This is a genomic window from Mycobacterium sp. (assembly GCF_049608025.1).
Classification (GTDB): Bacteria; Actinomycetota; Actinomycetes; order Mycobacteriales; family Mycobacteriaceae; genus Mycobacterium.
Window position 1 is genome coordinate 1 of sequence record NZ_JBMYXC010000043.1, and the last position, 13,918, is coordinate 13,918.

General features: G+C 63.8%; 11 protein-coding genes. 10 read left to right on the forward strand and 1 reads right to left on the reverse strand.

Annotated elements, in window-relative coordinates:
- The first annotated feature begins 4 nt into the window (after nt 1-4).
- The 3 genes from gmd to ACPGXI_RS13540 all read left to right on the forward strand — a co-directional run bounded on the left by gmd (nt 5) and on the right by ACPGXI_RS13540 (nt 4,090).
- Entirely contained in the window at nt 5-1,057 is a 1,053-nt protein-coding gene (gene gmd / locus ACPGXI_RS13530; protein WP_526653747.1) for a GDP-mannose 4,6-dehydratase, read from the forward strand.
- On the forward strand, nt 1,057-2,031 hold the full coding sequence (locus tag ACPGXI_RS13535) for a GDP-L-fucose synthase family protein (RefSeq protein ID WP_526653749.1): 975 nt from the start codon (nt 1,057-1,059) through the stop codon (nt 2,029-2,031). The genes gmd and ACPGXI_RS13535 overlap by 1 nt, the downstream gene beginning before the upstream one ends.
- Before the next feature lie 589 nt (nt 2,032-2,620).
- Entirely contained in the window at nt 2,621-4,090 is a 1,470-nt protein-coding gene (locus ACPGXI_RS13540; RefSeq protein WP_526653699.1) for a sugar transferase, read from the forward strand.
- A gap of 37 nt (nt 4,091-4,127) precedes the next feature.
- On the opposite strand, the gene ACPGXI_RS13545 is transcribed toward ACPGXI_RS13540, so the two are convergent.
- Nucleotides 4,128-5,387: a lipase family protein gene (locus ACPGXI_RS13545; RefSeq protein ID WP_526653701.1), complete on the reverse strand. Its 1,260-nt coding sequence runs from the start codon at nt 5,385-5,387 to the stop codon at nt 4,128-4,130.
- Between the two features lie 254 nt (nt 5,388-5,641).
- Here ACPGXI_RS13545 and ACPGXI_RS13550 point away from each other — a divergent pair, with 254 nt between their 5' ends.
- The 7 genes from ACPGXI_RS13550 to ACPGXI_RS13580 are packed head-to-tail and all read left to right on the forward strand — an operon-like array spanning nt 5,642 to nt 13,910.
- A complete protein-coding gene (locus tag ACPGXI_RS13550; RefSeq protein WP_526653703.1) occupies nt 5,642-6,229 on the forward strand; it encodes a YveK family protein in 588 nt (195 codons plus the stop codon).
- A 7-nt stretch (nt 6,230-6,236) separates the two neighbouring features.
- Complete coding sequence (locus tag ACPGXI_RS13555) at nt 6,237-7,640, forward strand: lipopolysaccharide biosynthesis protein (protein ID WP_526653705.1); 1,404 nt, start codon at nt 6,237-6,239, stop codon at nt 7,638-7,640.
- Nucleotides 7,633-9,036, forward strand: a complete 1,404-nt coding sequence (locus ACPGXI_RS13560) for an O-antigen ligase family protein (protein ID WP_526653707.1) — start codon at nt 7,633-7,635, stop codon at nt 9,034-9,036. The genes ACPGXI_RS13555 and ACPGXI_RS13560 overlap by 8 nt, the downstream gene beginning before the upstream one ends.
- Nucleotides 9,030-11,264 carry a glycosyltransferase gene (locus ACPGXI_RS13565; protein WP_526653709.1) on the forward strand — a complete coding sequence of 745 codons (2,235 nt, stop codon included), beginning with the start codon at nt 9,030-9,032 and terminating at the stop codon, nt 11,262-11,264. The genes ACPGXI_RS13560 and ACPGXI_RS13565 overlap by 7 nt, the downstream gene beginning before the upstream one ends.
- A gap of 50 nt (nt 11,265-11,314) precedes the next feature.
- Nucleotides 11,315-12,100: a glycosyltransferase family 2 protein gene (locus ACPGXI_RS13570; RefSeq protein ID WP_526653711.1), complete on the forward strand. Its 786-nt coding sequence runs from the start codon at nt 11,315-11,317 to the stop codon at nt 12,098-12,100.
- Nucleotides 12,101-12,145: 45 nt separating this feature from the next.
- A complete protein-coding gene (locus tag ACPGXI_RS13575) occupies nt 12,146-12,769 on the forward strand; it encodes a YveK family protein (protein ID WP_526653713.1) in 624 nt (207 codons plus the stop codon).
- A 7-nt stretch (nt 12,770-12,776) separates the two neighbouring features.
- Nucleotides 12,777-13,910 carry a glycosyltransferase gene (locus ACPGXI_RS13580; protein ID WP_526653715.1) on the forward strand — a complete coding sequence of 378 codons (1,134 nt, stop codon included), beginning with the start codon at nt 12,777-12,779 and terminating at the stop codon, nt 13,908-13,910.
- Nucleotides 13,911-13,918: the final 8 nt, after the last annotated feature.

Below are 13,918 nucleotides of genomic sequence, written 5' to 3' on the forward strand. Positions count from 1 at the left end.
ATTTATGGCGAAGCGTGCGCTGGTCACCGGGATCACCGGGCAGGATGGCTCGTATCTGGCGGAGTTGTTGCTGAGCAAGGGCTACGAGGTGCACGGGTTGATCCGTCGCGCGTCGACGTTCAACACCTCGCGTATTGACCATCTGTATGTTGATCCGCATACCCCGGATGCCCGGCTGTTTCTTCACTATGGGGATCTCAGCGACGGTGCCCGGTTGGTGACTCTGCTGGCCGGCATCGATCCCGATGAGGTGTATAACCTGGCCGCGCAGTCCCATGTCCGGGTGTCGTTCGATGAGCCCGAGCACACCGCTGATACGACCGGGACCGGGACGATCAGGATGCTTGAGGCGGTGCGACTTTCAGGTATCAAGACCCGCTTCTACCAAGCTTCGTCCTCGGAGCTCTATGGTGCGACGCCACCACCGCAGAATGAGGACACGCCGTTCTACCCGCGCTCGCCGTATGCCGCCGCGAAGCTGTACAGCTATTGGATCACCAAGAACTATCGTGAGGCGTACGGGATGTTCGCGGTCAACGGGATTCTGTTCAATCATGAATCACCGCGCCGGGGTGAGACTTTCGTGACTCGCAAGATCACCCGGGCGGTGGCTGCGATCAAAGCCGGTGTGCAGGAACACACCTATCTGGGCAATCTCGACGCTGTCCGGGACTGGGGTTACGCGCCGGAGTATGTCGAGGGTATGTGGCGGATGTTGCAGGTTGACGAGCCCGACGATTACGTCTTGGCGACGGGGGTGGGGATTACGGTGCGGGAGTTTGTTGAGATTGCTTTCGCTCGTGCCGGGCTGAACTGGGAGGACCACGTCCGCTTCGATGAGCGGTATCTGCGTCCCACCGAGGTGGATGCGTTGATCGGGGACCCCTCGCGCGCCGGAAAGAACCTGGGCTGGGTGCCGACGGTCGATGGCCGTGAGTTAGCGCGTCTGATGGTCGATGCCGACATCGAGGCGCTCAAGCATGCGGGCAGTCCGTGGATCGACAAGGTTGCGCTGGACTCCTGGGTCACGCCCACCGCCGGCGGTGTGGACACGTGATGACCCCCGAAGGGCGGGGAGGGCCTGGTGAGCTCGACCGCGCGGCGACGTTCTACGTTGCCGGGCACCGTGGGCTGGTCGGCTCAGCGATCGTGCGCAGGCTTGAGCGTGCCGGCTTTGCGAACATCGTCGGGCGAACCTCGGCCGAGCTGGACCTCAAGGATCGCGATGCGGTCTTTGAATTTTTCGCCGATGCCGCGCCGAGGTACGTCGTGCTGGCTGCGGCGAAGGTCGGCGGGATCCTGGCCAATAACACCTACCCGGTGGACTTCCTCAGTGACAACCTGCGGATTCAGGTCAACGTGCTTGATGCAGCGCGTGAGGCTGACGTGGAACGGCTGCTGTTTCTGGGCTCGTCGTGTATCTATCCCAAGTTCGCGCAGCAGCCGATCCGTGAAGACTCTCTGCTGACCGGTCATCTGGAGCCGACCAACGACGCCTACGCCATCGCCAAGATCGCCGGCATCCTGCACGTGCAGGCGGTGCGCAGACAGTATGGCTTGCCGTGGATTTCGGCGATGCCCACGAACCTCTACGGACCCAACGACAACTTCTCCCCGACGGGGTCGCACGTGCTGCCCGCGTTGATCCGACGCTACGACGAGGCGGTCGCCTCGGGCGCGCAGTCGGTAACCAACTGGGGAACCGGTAGCCCACGGCGGGAGTTCCTGCACGCCGATGACATGGCTGATGCGTGTCTGCACCTGCTCGAACACTACGACGGGCCCGAGCAGGTCAACGTGGGCAGCGGCATCGACGTCACCATCGGGGAGATCGCGGAGACCATCGGCTCAGTCATCGGCTACACCGGCGCAACCGAATGGGACACCACCAAACCCGATGGCACACCGCAGAAGCTGCTGGATGTCTCCAAGCTTGCGGAGGCAGGTTGGACGTCGAAGATCAGCCTGCAGGAAGGCATCGAGCGCACAGTGGCGTGGTACCACGAACACATAGGCGCCCTGCGCGGATAACGGCGCAGGAACACCGCTATTCCTGAATAGACAATGTGATATTCCTGAGCGAACAATGGGTTATTCCTGAAAAAACAATGTGACCGTCGGCCTGTGCCCTTTGCTGCGCCGAGCCTGCCTGTCGCTCGTGCATTCCGAAGCTCCATGTTTCATTCACTGCGATCCGCAGAGAATTTGCCAAAACTCAATGTCGCGGTGCAGAACGTATCGAAACGATCACATCTCCCATGAGCCGTGTTCAGGTGCGGGAGGGGTATAACCTCAGCTCAAGACGATTTCAGCGCTGCTGTGACGTAGCTCATCGTTTCAGGCTCCGGTGGGCACCGATTCCCATGTTAGCGTTGCGTTAACTTAGCCAAATATGGCTGGAGCAATGTTCATAGCGATCTCCGTCACAGGCCGAGCCTGTAGTCGGATTGATCACCAAAAACGCATCACAGAGGGCGCCCGGGTCGTATTGCGGGCGTTCTGTGGGAAAGGCGAAATACGAATGACGGACCTAATGTCGTCTGCTTATCGCGAGTCCATGCCATCGCAGATGTCGAAGATTGGCGCTGCGCCAACGGCGGCGGGGCCGAATATGCAAAACGTGATCGAAGAGGTGACCGCCGGGCAGCAAATGGGCCGACAGTGGCAGGAGTCCTACCGCACCCGCCTTGTCCTGGTGGACAGTCTCGTGGTTTTCGGGGCGGTGGGGCTGGGTCAAATCGGTCGGTTCGGATTCTTCGGCACGCCGCGGGATGCGACTGAGGTGACCCTGTCCGGGCTCACTGCGACATCGGTGCTGCTGGCGCTCGTCTGGCTGGTGGCCCTCAGCGTGGTCCAATCGCGTGATATTTCGCTGGTTGGATTAGGTAGCGAGGAGTACCGCCGCGTCGTATCGGCCACTGTGGGAGTCTTCGGCGTGGTTGCGGTGGTGAGCTTGCTGCTGCAGTCACCTATTTCACGCGGCTACCTCATCATCGCGCTGCCGGCCGGACTCCTGGGGCTGGTCTTAGGGCGCCACCTGTTGCGCCGCAATCTCATCAAGCGACGCAACCGCGGCGAATTCATTTCCCGGGTGGTGGTGCTGGGCAGCGCCGATTCGATCGAGGTGCTGGCTAGACACCTGAACCGGTCGACACCGGCAGGGTATTCTGTTGCGGCGGTGTGTATCCCCGGCTTCGACGGCGAGATGGGCGAGCACATCAGCACCGCTGCCGGCGCGATCCCCATTCTCGGCGATGAGAACTCAGTGGAAGCCGCACTCAGCTTCACCGGCGCCGATGCGCTGGCGGTGGCGGCGGTGGAACTGCTCGGTCACGAGAACATGCGCAGGCTTGCGTGGCGACTCGACTCACTGGGTGTGGACATGATCGTCATGCCCGGGATGACCGACGTGGCGGGTCCACGACTGAAGTTGCGTCCGATCGACAATCTGCCGCTGTTCCACATTGCTCGACCCCGCCATGATGGGCTGCGAAAGCACGGCAAGCGGTTGTTCGACCTCGTGTTCGGCACGCTGGCGCTGGCCGCGGCGTTACCGCTGCTCCTCGCGGTGGCCGTAGCCATCAAGATTGACGACGGCGGACCGGTGTTCTTCCGGCAGGTCCGCGTCGGGCAACACGGTCGGCTGTTCCGCATCATCAAGTTCCGCACAATGACGGCCAAGGCGGAACGCAGGCAGCTGCAGGAGTGTGCGCTATCAGATCAAGAGAATCGAATCTTCTTCAAGTCAGCCGAGGACAGCCGAATCACCCGTGTCGGCAAATTCCTGCGCACCACCAGCCTTGACGAGATTCCGCAGATCCTGAACGTCCTCGAAGGCTCGATGAGCGTCGTCGGCCCCCGCCCGCTGGTGCCCGGCGAGGGGGAGTCGGTGGAGCATTTCGTTCAGCGTCGTGGGTTGGTCAAACCCGGAATGACAGGTCTGTGGCAGGTTTCTGGGCGCTCCGACGTTTCCGACGACGAACGCATCAGGCTCGACCACTCCTACATCGACAACTGGTCGGTGGTTCAGGATCTGGTCATTGTCGGGAAGACGGCGCGCGCGGTGCTCAAGCGCGAGGGAGCCTACTGACCTGCCGCGTGGTGTCCTCTGGACAGGACGGTGCGGATCAGGACAGGACTGTTGGCGGCGCTCCGCAATTCGACGGTGCGGGCAACGAGGCAAAACGGTCGCGAACCCACTCCGAGGCAATCTCGTAGGCTTCACCTCCCAGATCGCCGTGTCCGGCCTTCGCCACTTCGAAATGCTCCACCCGCCCACCCAGTTCGCACGCGCCCTCCACTGCAGTGCTCACCCACTGCGGCAGGATCGTCTTATCGCCGAGTCCGTTGATGACCAGCATCGGTGCGGCCAGAGCTTCCTGCGGTAGTGCGATCCTGCGGAGTGCATCTCGCAACTGGTCGGTCGTGGCCGGGTCGTCGGGGCGGACGCTATGAGAAAGGACATCGTTGCGAAGCGTGCTCGCCCCTGCCGTGCAGTTGAAGATGTCGCCTTCCTGGTCGGGGGTGAAATCGGGCAGCAGCGACCGATCGGTGAGTTCGGGGGTGAACCGCTCGACACCCGCCACTACCAGAGGCATCACCGCTCGCTGGTCGTTTGTCAAGGAATGCGAGTACGCGAGTTCGGCGAGCGCAGTCACGTTGGCTGCCGGTGACAGTGCAACGGAACCGACGAGATCAAGGTCGGTTCCGTACCACCCGGCAACCTCGTTGGCGGCCCACGCCGCCTGTCCTCCCTGAGAATTTCCGAAGGCTAGCCACTGCGTCGAGATGTCAGGAAAAATATTGCGCAGTGCGCGGACGGCGTCCGTGACGTTGAAGGCTGACGTGCGCGGCTCCAAGTACGGGTGCCGTCCCTGCTCTCCCAGGCCCTCATAGTCGCTCACGGCGATCGCGTAGCCCTCAGCCAGATAGGCCTTGGCCGCCGCTAAGGAGCCCATGAGCTCCGGATCCCGCGACGGTCCGCAGTCGTTGCCGATCCCGGTTGTGCCGTGAGCGATCGATAGGACGGGCCACCCGCCCGGAGGCGGGCTGCCGGGCGGAATCAGGAAGACGCCCGACACATCACGAACGCCGCCATCGATGCCCGACACCGAGCGATAGACAGCCCGACGTGCCTCACCGATCGAATTCTCCTCGTCATCAAGGAAATCGGTAAGAGGGAATTCTTCGACGATCTCGCCACGTGCCTTCGCGGCGTCAGGCGCGATAATCGGCGGCGGGGTCGGTAGCGGTGCGGCGATAGCGGCAGCGGTATCAGTGGAAGAGTTTCCACACCCTGACACGACCAGAACGATGCTGAGCAAGCCCAACGCAAGGCGGCGGAATGTACTTGCCGAAGTTTCTTCGCCGTCCCCGGCGCGGGTCATCGCCATAACGCCAACCAGGTTACGTCCGCGTGCATGGTGCGACGGTAATTGGTAGCCATGTTATCGGTGGGATTGTCAGTGGTGGGATTGTCAGCGGTGGGATGCCGGTGGCTCGTCGGCCTCGGTCCTCTGTGACGACCGCCAGGGGTGGGTTATCTGCGAGTGACGGCAGACGACGTGGTACCCGTGATTGACTGGTGTGCGTGATTGACTGGCGCCGCGTGTCATTCTGGCTACCGGTTGTTATCTGCTCTGTGGCGGGCCTGTCCGCGGGCATCTTCTGGTCGCTGACCGCTCCCGCCGGTTACGCATCGACCGGGACGGCATTCGTGGCTTTTGCCTTCCCGGCCGACGAAAAGGACCCCTTCAGCGCCGGACAGTTCCTGAAGCAGCGGATCGAGAGTTACGCCCAGCTCGGTGAATCGCCTGAGCTGCTGCAGGCGGTGGCCGATGATCTGGGCGGCCCGCCTGCCTCGGAACTGGCCGGAAAGACAACGGTGTCAGCCGTGCCCGGCACTGTGTTGTTGCGCGTTACCGCCCAGGACAACGACCGGCTGACCTCGCTGAAACTAGCCAACTCCGTGATGGCCAATCTCAACGAGGCGGTCGTCGCCGTCGAGGCCGGCGGGAGCCCCGACGGGATCTCGCCGGTCGATCTGATTCCGGTCCAGCCGGCCATCGCAGGACCGGCGTCATCGATATTCGGCACTCTGCTGAAGTCGACCGTCGGTCTTGTTCTCGGGGCGGTTCTCGGGGCGGCCATCGGGTGGATACTGTCGCGGCGAAAGCCGGCGGCGACGCGATCCGTGGGCGCTCCAACGCCGGCGCAGCACAGGCGATGAATGTGCCATGGGCGACGGCGAGGTAGAGGGACGCAGGGACGGCGACGAGCCGGCGAAGGCGCCCGCCCTGGCGTCCGTCGGGCGCGTCCTCATGGCTGCCGGCGGGGCGCGTGTGCTGGTTCTGCCGGTCACCGGGTTGTGCAACCTGGTGATCGCAAGGTTGGTGACACAAGCGGTCGGAATCGACCACTTCGGTGTCATCATGCTGGTGGCCACCCTGAGCCAACTGCTGATGTTCGCCGATCTGGGGACCGGTGCCGCGGTGGCGTCGGCGCGGGCCCAGGTGAACGATTCGGCGATCGGCGTCGACAATTTTCGTGGCACCACGTTGACGGCCATCCGCACCACGCTGGTCTCCGGCGCAATCCTCGGGTTCGGTGCGGCTTTGGTTGGTGTGCTCGGTGCTTGGCCCTGGCTCCTGGGCTTCCATCAGCAGGATCTGGCATCGAGCTTGAATATCTCCGCGGTGCTGGCATTGTCAGCATTCGCGGTGGCCCTGCCCTTCGCCGTCGGCGAGGCGGTGCTTCGTGGTAGCGGGCGCATGCACGAGGCGGTTGTCCTGCAGGGTATTTCGCCCCCGTCGGCGCTGGTCTTGACGATCATCTTCCGTCAGATCGAGGTTCCCGATTTGGCGTATGCCCTGGTGCTGCCCGCCGGAGCGCTGTTCGCCGCCATCTGTTGTGCGCTGCGCGCCTGGACGGTGGACAGGGCGTCGGTACGCGGCTTGGTCAGCAAAATCGCGCGTCCGCGCCGATTCCCCGGGCTGCCGATTGCCGCCACCGCCGTACCCATGTTCGTGGTGATGATCGGTCTGCCCGTTGCGCTGCAGTCTGACCGGATCATCATTTCCCACCGGCTCGATCCCATCAGCCTGTCGGATTATTCCTACGCATCGCAGCTCTACATTCCGCTGTGGTCGGTGGTGTCCATTGCGGCGTTGGCACTGTGGCCGCATTTCGCCACCGGACTGAGCGACCGGGCGGCGCTGCGCAAAGGGTGGATCACCGGTCTGCTCATTCTGAGCGGCACCGGCGTGGCCATCGCCGCGGGCTTCCTGCTCTTCGCCCGCTACTTGATCGGCTGGATGAGCGACGGACAAGCCTCTCCCTCCTGGTCGCTGCTGCTCGCGTTCGCCCTGCTGCTGGTTGTGCAGTCTGTCCACGTCACCACCGGCATTCTGCTCATCGCGCCGGACAAGCTGCGCTTCCAAGCGGTGTGCGTGGTGGCGCTGGTCATCGCCAATCTGCCGCTGTCGTGGATCCTGACGCCGACCCTGGGGGCCGCCGGTCCGGTGTATGCCTCGGCGATCACCGTCTTGGTATGCCAGCTGATCCCCGGCGTCGTCGTCGGGGCACGTACGACGCGCCCAGACTCAAGTCCGCAGCCCGTGGGGAAGCCGACCGATGCCTGATCCGACCACACAGGCGGCCGTCGTGCTGGGCACCGTTGTCGCAGCGATCGCGTTGTTCAGCGCAATCGCCAGGACATTGAGGCGCCGGGAAGGCTGGTCGCTCGGCGCGCTACTGGGCGCATGCTTCGTGATCCTTACCTTCAGCTTCGTGCAGTTGCTGGCCACGTACACCAATTCCTGGGTCGAGGTCACCGACGTCTACCGCAACGTGACCTTGGAACTGCCCGAGTGGGGACAGATGTGCTTCCGGGTGGTCATACTGCTCATAGTTCCGGGAGGAATCGCCCTCTTCCTTGCCGGGATGGCTCGGCCCGACGCGCAGGTGAACATTCCCGCGGTGCTGTTCATCATCGTGCTGCTCGTCGGTTTGGGTTCGTCACTGCTGAATGGGGACATTCCGTTCCAAGCCTTCTCCGTGGCCTATCTGTCCATCCTTCTAGTGTGCGTTTTCGCCCCGCGCGGGTTGAGTGTCCATCTGGGAATCGCGACGGTGTGCATGGTCGCGGCGATCGCCAGCGGCATCGCCTTGGTCGTTCATCAGGATGTCAGCGTCATCGAGTGCGTGGCCGGGCACAAGTGTGGGGTCCTGGGTTTCAATTTTCGCGGGGTTCTGGGCAATGAGAATGCACTCGCGCTCTATCTCGCGCTGGCGATGCCGTTCGTCTACATCGGATTCGGCGGCTGGGAAGGTCTGGTCATGGCCGGCTACCTGGCGGGTCTCATCCTGCTCACCGGGAGCCGATCCGGAACCCTGACCGCGGTCGTCACCTTCGCGGTGCTGGTGCTCGTGCGCCCAGACATTCGCCGTCCCAAGCGAACTCCGGTGCGCTCAACGCTACTGTCTGCTTTCCTTATTTCTGTGTTCGCCGTCGGGCTGGTCCTGCCGCTGGTGGTGCAGGACCCCACAGCGCTCAGCGGCCGGGCCGCTCTGTGGCAGTTGGCGCGAAACACGCTCGCAGATCCTGCGGCTCTTGCCTACGGGACCGGAATCTTCGGCTGGAGCCACGTGCACGAGGCAGGCTTGATCGACGCCAGTGCCGTCTACTCGGTGCACAACCAGTGGCTGCACGTCCTGTTCTCCACCGGGATCATCGGCTTGGCCTTTTTCCTCGGTGTCATTGCGATCCTGTTGTGGCAAGCCAGAAACGGCTACTTTCTCGTAGCCGCCTGCGTGTTGGTGCCTGTCTTCATTCTTTCAGTCACCGAGCGTCCGTGGCCCATCGATACCGCCGACTGGCTCTGCTGGGCCGTATTCGGCGCGCTGCTGTGTTACCCGGTGGAACGCCAGAAACCCTCGGCGGACAGTGCAGAGTCCATTCCAGAAGAGGATCGGGAGCCGGCATCCGTCACGATCGGAGCTTCCCGCGCGCACAGCGAAGAGGAGCCGCGATGGTAGACCGCACAATTACCGAGTGCGTCAACGGCAAGTGGCTGGCGCAAGCACCCTCGGGGACGCAGCGCTACGCCTCTCAAGTGATGGAGTCGATCAGTCGCACGCCCGCCGCGCGAGACCTGCTGCTGGTCCTGCCCAGCGACGCCGACGAGCCGCCATGGGCGGCCCGCTTCCCGTCCGTGCGGTCGCGATGTCGTGGGATCCTCTTCGAGCAGATAGCCCTGCCGTGGATCGCGCGCGGCAAGCGCCTGTACTCGATGGCCGGGCCGGCGCCCCTGGCCAAGCGAAAGCAAACAGTGGTCATGCACGATGCGATGCCGTTCCGATTCCCCAGGACTTTCCGGCCTGCATTCGTCCTCTGGTACTGGCTGATGTACGGATTGTTGTCCCGCACCGCCAGCCGCGTTCTGACCGTGTCCACCTTCAGCAGATCGGAACTGGCGCAGATCCTGCGCGTGCCCGAGAGCCGATTCGAATTGGCGCCGTGTGGTTCTGATCATCTTGCGGGCAGCCGCGCTGAACCCGGCGACTCACCCGACGGCGACTCAACACACGGCGACTCACCGCTGCCTTTCGCGCCGGGAACTTTTGCGCTGATCGTCGGGAACCTGGCTCCCCACAAGAACGTCGAAGTCGCTACGACCGCCCTCGTCGACGCCGGATTGCCGGTGGTGGTCGTCGGTGTGGGCCAGCAGGTGTTCCGGCCTACTTCCTTGACCGATGATTCCTTGACCGGCGGTGGAAACCTCGAACTCCTCGGCAGGGTGGATGACGTCCGCCTGTGCCAGCTCTATGCGGCGGCCGGCGTGCTGGTCGCCCCGTCGAGATACGAAGGCTTCGGAATACCCTTGGTCGAGGCCGGAAAGTTCGGTTGCCCTGCTGTTTTCGCTCTGGGTTCGGCGATGGAGGATGTCGCCGGAGAGGGCGGACTTGGCTTCCCCGCCGACGACATGACCGAGTGCGTGCGCCTGGTGCAGCGAGTCATCTCCGACCAACAGCTTCGCCGGCAGTTGTCGGAAAAGGCCCGCGTGAACGCGGAACGCTTCAGCTGGGATGGGACGGCTCAAGCCATATTTGGGCCCATGCCACCAGTCGGCGACGAAGCAGAACAGGACGAAGCAGACCGGGACAAAGCAGACCGGGACGAAGCAGACCAAATTGAGCGCCAGGTGCCGCTGCGCGTGCTGCATGTCACCGAAACTTTCGCGGCCGGCACCGGCACTGCGATCATCGAGTACGCCCGTGCCATGCAGGACCAGGCCGTCGAGTCGTTTCTGCTGGCCCAGGATTGCGGCTACGGTCTGCTCCGCGAAGTCCAGGAAAGCTCGCCGTTCGCCGGGGCGCAGATCCTGGAACCTGGTCTGCCGAATCTGTGGCGCTCGCTCAGGGCGGCCGTGGCCGATGTGCGTCCAGATGTCGTGCACCTGCATTCGTCGATGGCCGGCGCGCTGGGCCGGCTTCAACCGCCGCTGCCGGGGCGTCCAGTCGTCGTATACAGCCCGCATTGCTTCGCATTCGAGAGACGTGATGTCCCCCGACTGCGCCGCAGGGCGTACTGGTTCGCGGAGTACGTTCTCGCACGCCGAACAGACGCCTTCATCTGCGTCAGCCCACACGAAGTCCAGCTTGCCGAGAGTTTCGCAGGTGCCGCCCGCGTAGATTATGTCCTCAACGCCTTCGGCCTCGGTGCGGCTGCGAGCATGCCGACGGATTGGCCGGAGACGATCCGGATCGTGACGGTGGGGCGGGTGGCGCCGCAGAAAGACCCCGCGCTGTTCCTGGGGATCCTGGCAGCCCTGAGGTCAACTGGTCAGGTCGATGCGACCTGGGTAGGCGATGCGGTGTCTGCAGATGCCCGCAGCGGACTCGACGCGGCGGGAGTGTCGGTGACGGGATGGATTGCCGCGGCCGAGGTGCACGACGCCATCGCTGATCACACGGTCTACCTGCATACCGCGGCGTGGGAGGCCAGTGTCCCGATCGCGGTGCTCGACGCCATGAACTCCGGGCTGCCGGTCGTGGTCAAGCGCAATCCGGCATACCGTGAGCTTCTTCCCCAGGCCTGGCAGTTCGACGATGTTGCATCCGCTGTAGAGATGATCCGGGAGCTGTTGGAGCCACAGATGCGGCGTCGCCGCATTCAGGCCCAGTTCAACGTTCTTGACGAGCTGCGAAAGCACAGCCCGGACAAAGTGATTGCGGGCGTCTACCGCGAAGTCTTGAAGGGTTAACCGTGGGAAGGTCAAGTGTGGAAAGGGCAAATGTGGAAGGGACAGGCAACATGTCCGTACCGCTGATAAGCATCATCACCATCACCTACCAGAACCTCGCTGGCCTCCAGGAGACCAACGAATCGGTCGCGGCGCAGTCCTTTCATGATTTCGAACACATCGTGGTCGACGCAGGCTCCACCGATGGCACAAAGGAGTGGTTGGAGGCGAACTTCGCCGGCAGTTGGGTCAGCGAACAGGACAACGGCCGCTACGACGGCATGAACAAGGGTGCCGCTGCGGCCACCGGCGAGTACCTGTGGTTCCTGCATGCCGGTGATCGGTTCGGAGACCCAACTGCGCTCGCGCGGGTGGCGCGGGCAATCCAGGACCGAGTGGGCGGGCGACCCGACTGGCTGTACGGTTTGGCGCGGGTCGTGGATCCCGATGAATCGCTTGTCGGAACCTTGGGCTACGCGCCGTTCACGATGTTCAATTTCGCCATCCTGCAACGACCATTGCCGCATCAGGCCACCGTCATCACGCGCAGCCTGTTCTGGGAGCTGGGCGGCTATGACGAGCAATTTCCGGTCGGCGCCGACCAGGTTCTACTGATGGCGGCCGCCAACCATTCACCGCCGCTGGCCATGGCTGACTTCTTGTGTGACTTCGATTCCACCGGGATCAGCGCCGGCCGGGCGTGGTTGGAGAACTGGAAGGACAGCCGGGCGGCGCTGCGTCAGTTAGAGCGCCCGGTCACCCGCTTTCGGTCGCTGGATCTCCTTCTGACATTTGCCTATTCGGCATCGCAGCATCTGGCACGCGCCGCTCGCAACTTCGCGGTGAGGTCTCGATGACCCCGGGGAGTGGCTTGTGAATTCAGACAGGAGTGGGGAGTCGTCATGGAACTGAGGAAAATAGTGCAGGCGCTCGCCCGACGTTGGCTCCTCATCGTCATCGCCACCGCGGTATCGGCGGCGGTTGCCGGCGGCTTCACCGCGGCGCAGGCGCCGATGTACACCGCCACCGCGCAGGGCATGGTGTCAGTCAGCAATCCTCAGGACAGGCCGCCCTACGCGCTGTCCTCTGGCGCGCAGTACATTCTGGACCGGATGACCAGCTACGCCGAGCTGGGCGTGACCACACCAGTGCTCACCCCGGTCGTCGACGAACTCGGCCTTGACGAGACACCGCTGTCTCTGAGCGGGCGGGTGAGCTCGCTCAGCGTCATAGGTAAGGCGGTACTGAACGTATCCGTCACCTACAACGACCCCCAGGGTGCCGCTGAGATCGCCAACAGCACTATCGCCCAAACCAGTCAAGCGATAAGCACTCTGGAGAAGGGCAACGTGCAGATGGTGCCGATCGGATCAGCCGTGCCGCCATCGAGCCCGTCCAATCAGAAGGTCCTGCTCAACAGCGCGGTGGCCGGCGCCGGCGGTCTGGTACTCGGATGTGTGATTGCAGTGTGTCTCCAGCTGCTGGCCGGACGCCGGCAACGGTCTGCCGCCGGCCAGGAGGCCTGAGACGGCGATGGATGACCGAGGCACCGTGCTGCAGATATCGACGATGGTTCCGCCGGCGCGTTACGGAGGCGCGGAGTTGGTGGTGGGGTCTTTCGGTGAGCAGTTGGAGCGCGCCGGCTTCCGCGTCCACAATCAAGGGCTCAAAGCCAGACACGACGACGGCTCGGGGTTGCCGATCCCCAATGTGTACTGGCCGTTCGACGGGCGTGATCACCGAGCAGCCCAACGGTTGGCCTGGCATGGGATCGACGCGCTCACGTTGAGCGCCCGCGCCGCCGTCGAGCGCCTGGTGGATGAGGTTGAACCCGACGTCATGGTGACCCACAACTTGCGCGGTTGGGGACTTGCGCCGTGGGTCGTCGCCGAACAGCGCCGCATCCCGCTGGTGCACGTGATTCACGACTACGGGCTGCTGTGCAACTCGTCGACCCTCTGGCACGGGGGAGCCGACTGCAAGGACTCCCACAACCCCTGTCGTCTCCGAGCCAGGGCTGCGGTGCGCCGTTGGCCCGGGGGGCTCCTCATCGGTGTTTCTGACGCGGTTCTGACCGAACACCGCCGTCGCGGCTTTGGCACTAGCGGCCCTTCGGGGGTTGTGCACCCGGTGATGGCCGGCCAAGAACTGTCGCCCGGCAGTCGGCAGAGATCGAACGGCGTCCCGGCCACTTTCGGCTACCTGGGGCGGCTGACCGCGGAGAAGGGCATCGGCCTGCTGCTGGATGCGATCGCGGGCACCGGCAAGCACCTGGTGGTCGCCGGAGACGGTGAGACCTCGCAGGCCCAACTGTTGAAGGAACGTGCACCCGGACAGGTGCAATGGCGTGGCTGGATGGAGCCGGGGCCGTTCTTCGACGCGATCGATGTGCTCGTGGTTCCGTCTGCCTGGCGGGAGCCCTTCGGTCTCGTGGTCGTCGAGGCGGCACGCGCCGGCGTCCCGGTCCTGCTGGCCGACCAACCAGGCCTCATCGAGGCTGCCCGTATGTCCGGGGCGCGCTACAAGACGTTCCCGGCGAACGACGAACAGGCGCTCAGGGCGTCGTTGGCACTGCCGGTGAGCGAATACCGAACCGAGATCGCGCCGACCCCCGGCGCCGACATTGTTGATCAGGTAAGCCAACTGGCCCAGGCCGGGCGGCGGTAAGGCTGGAA

Excerpts from the sequence above, each read along its gene's own strand:
- ACPGXI_RS13570 (WP_526653711.1), top strand. The coding sequence starts at position 11,315 with ATGTCCGTACCGCTGATAAGCATCATCACCATCACCTACCAGAACCTC.
- ACPGXI_RS13535 (WP_526653749.1), top strand. The coding sequence starts at position 1,057 with ATGACCCCCGAAGGGCGGGGAGGGCCTGGTGAGCTCGACCGCGCGGCG.
- ACPGXI_RS13560 (WP_526653707.1), top strand. The coding sequence starts at position 7,633 with ATGCCTGATCCGACCACACAGGCGGCCGTCGTGCTGGGCACCGTTGTC.
- ACPGXI_RS13555 (WP_526653705.1), top strand. The coding sequence starts at position 6,237 with ATGGGCGACGGCGAGGTAGAGGGACGCAGGGACGGCGACGAGCCGGCG.
- ACPGXI_RS13580 (WP_526653715.1), top strand. The coding sequence starts at position 12,777 with ATGGATGACCGAGGCACCGTGCTGCAGATATCGACGATGGTTCCGCCG.
- ACPGXI_RS13565 (WP_526653709.1), top strand. The coding sequence starts at position 9,030 with ATGGTAGACCGCACAATTACCGAGTGCGTCAACGGCAAGTGGCTGGCG.
- ACPGXI_RS13545 (WP_526653701.1), bottom strand. The coding sequence starts at position 5,387 with ATGACCCGCGCCGGGGACGGCGAAGAAACTTCGGCAAGTACATTCCGC.
- ACPGXI_RS13575 (WP_526653713.1), top strand. The coding sequence starts at position 12,146 with ATGGAACTGAGGAAAATAGTGCAGGCGCTCGCCCGACGTTGGCTCCTC.
- gmd (WP_526653747.1), top strand. The coding sequence starts at position 5 with ATGGCGAAGCGTGCGCTGGTCACCGGGATCACCGGGCAGGATGGCTCG.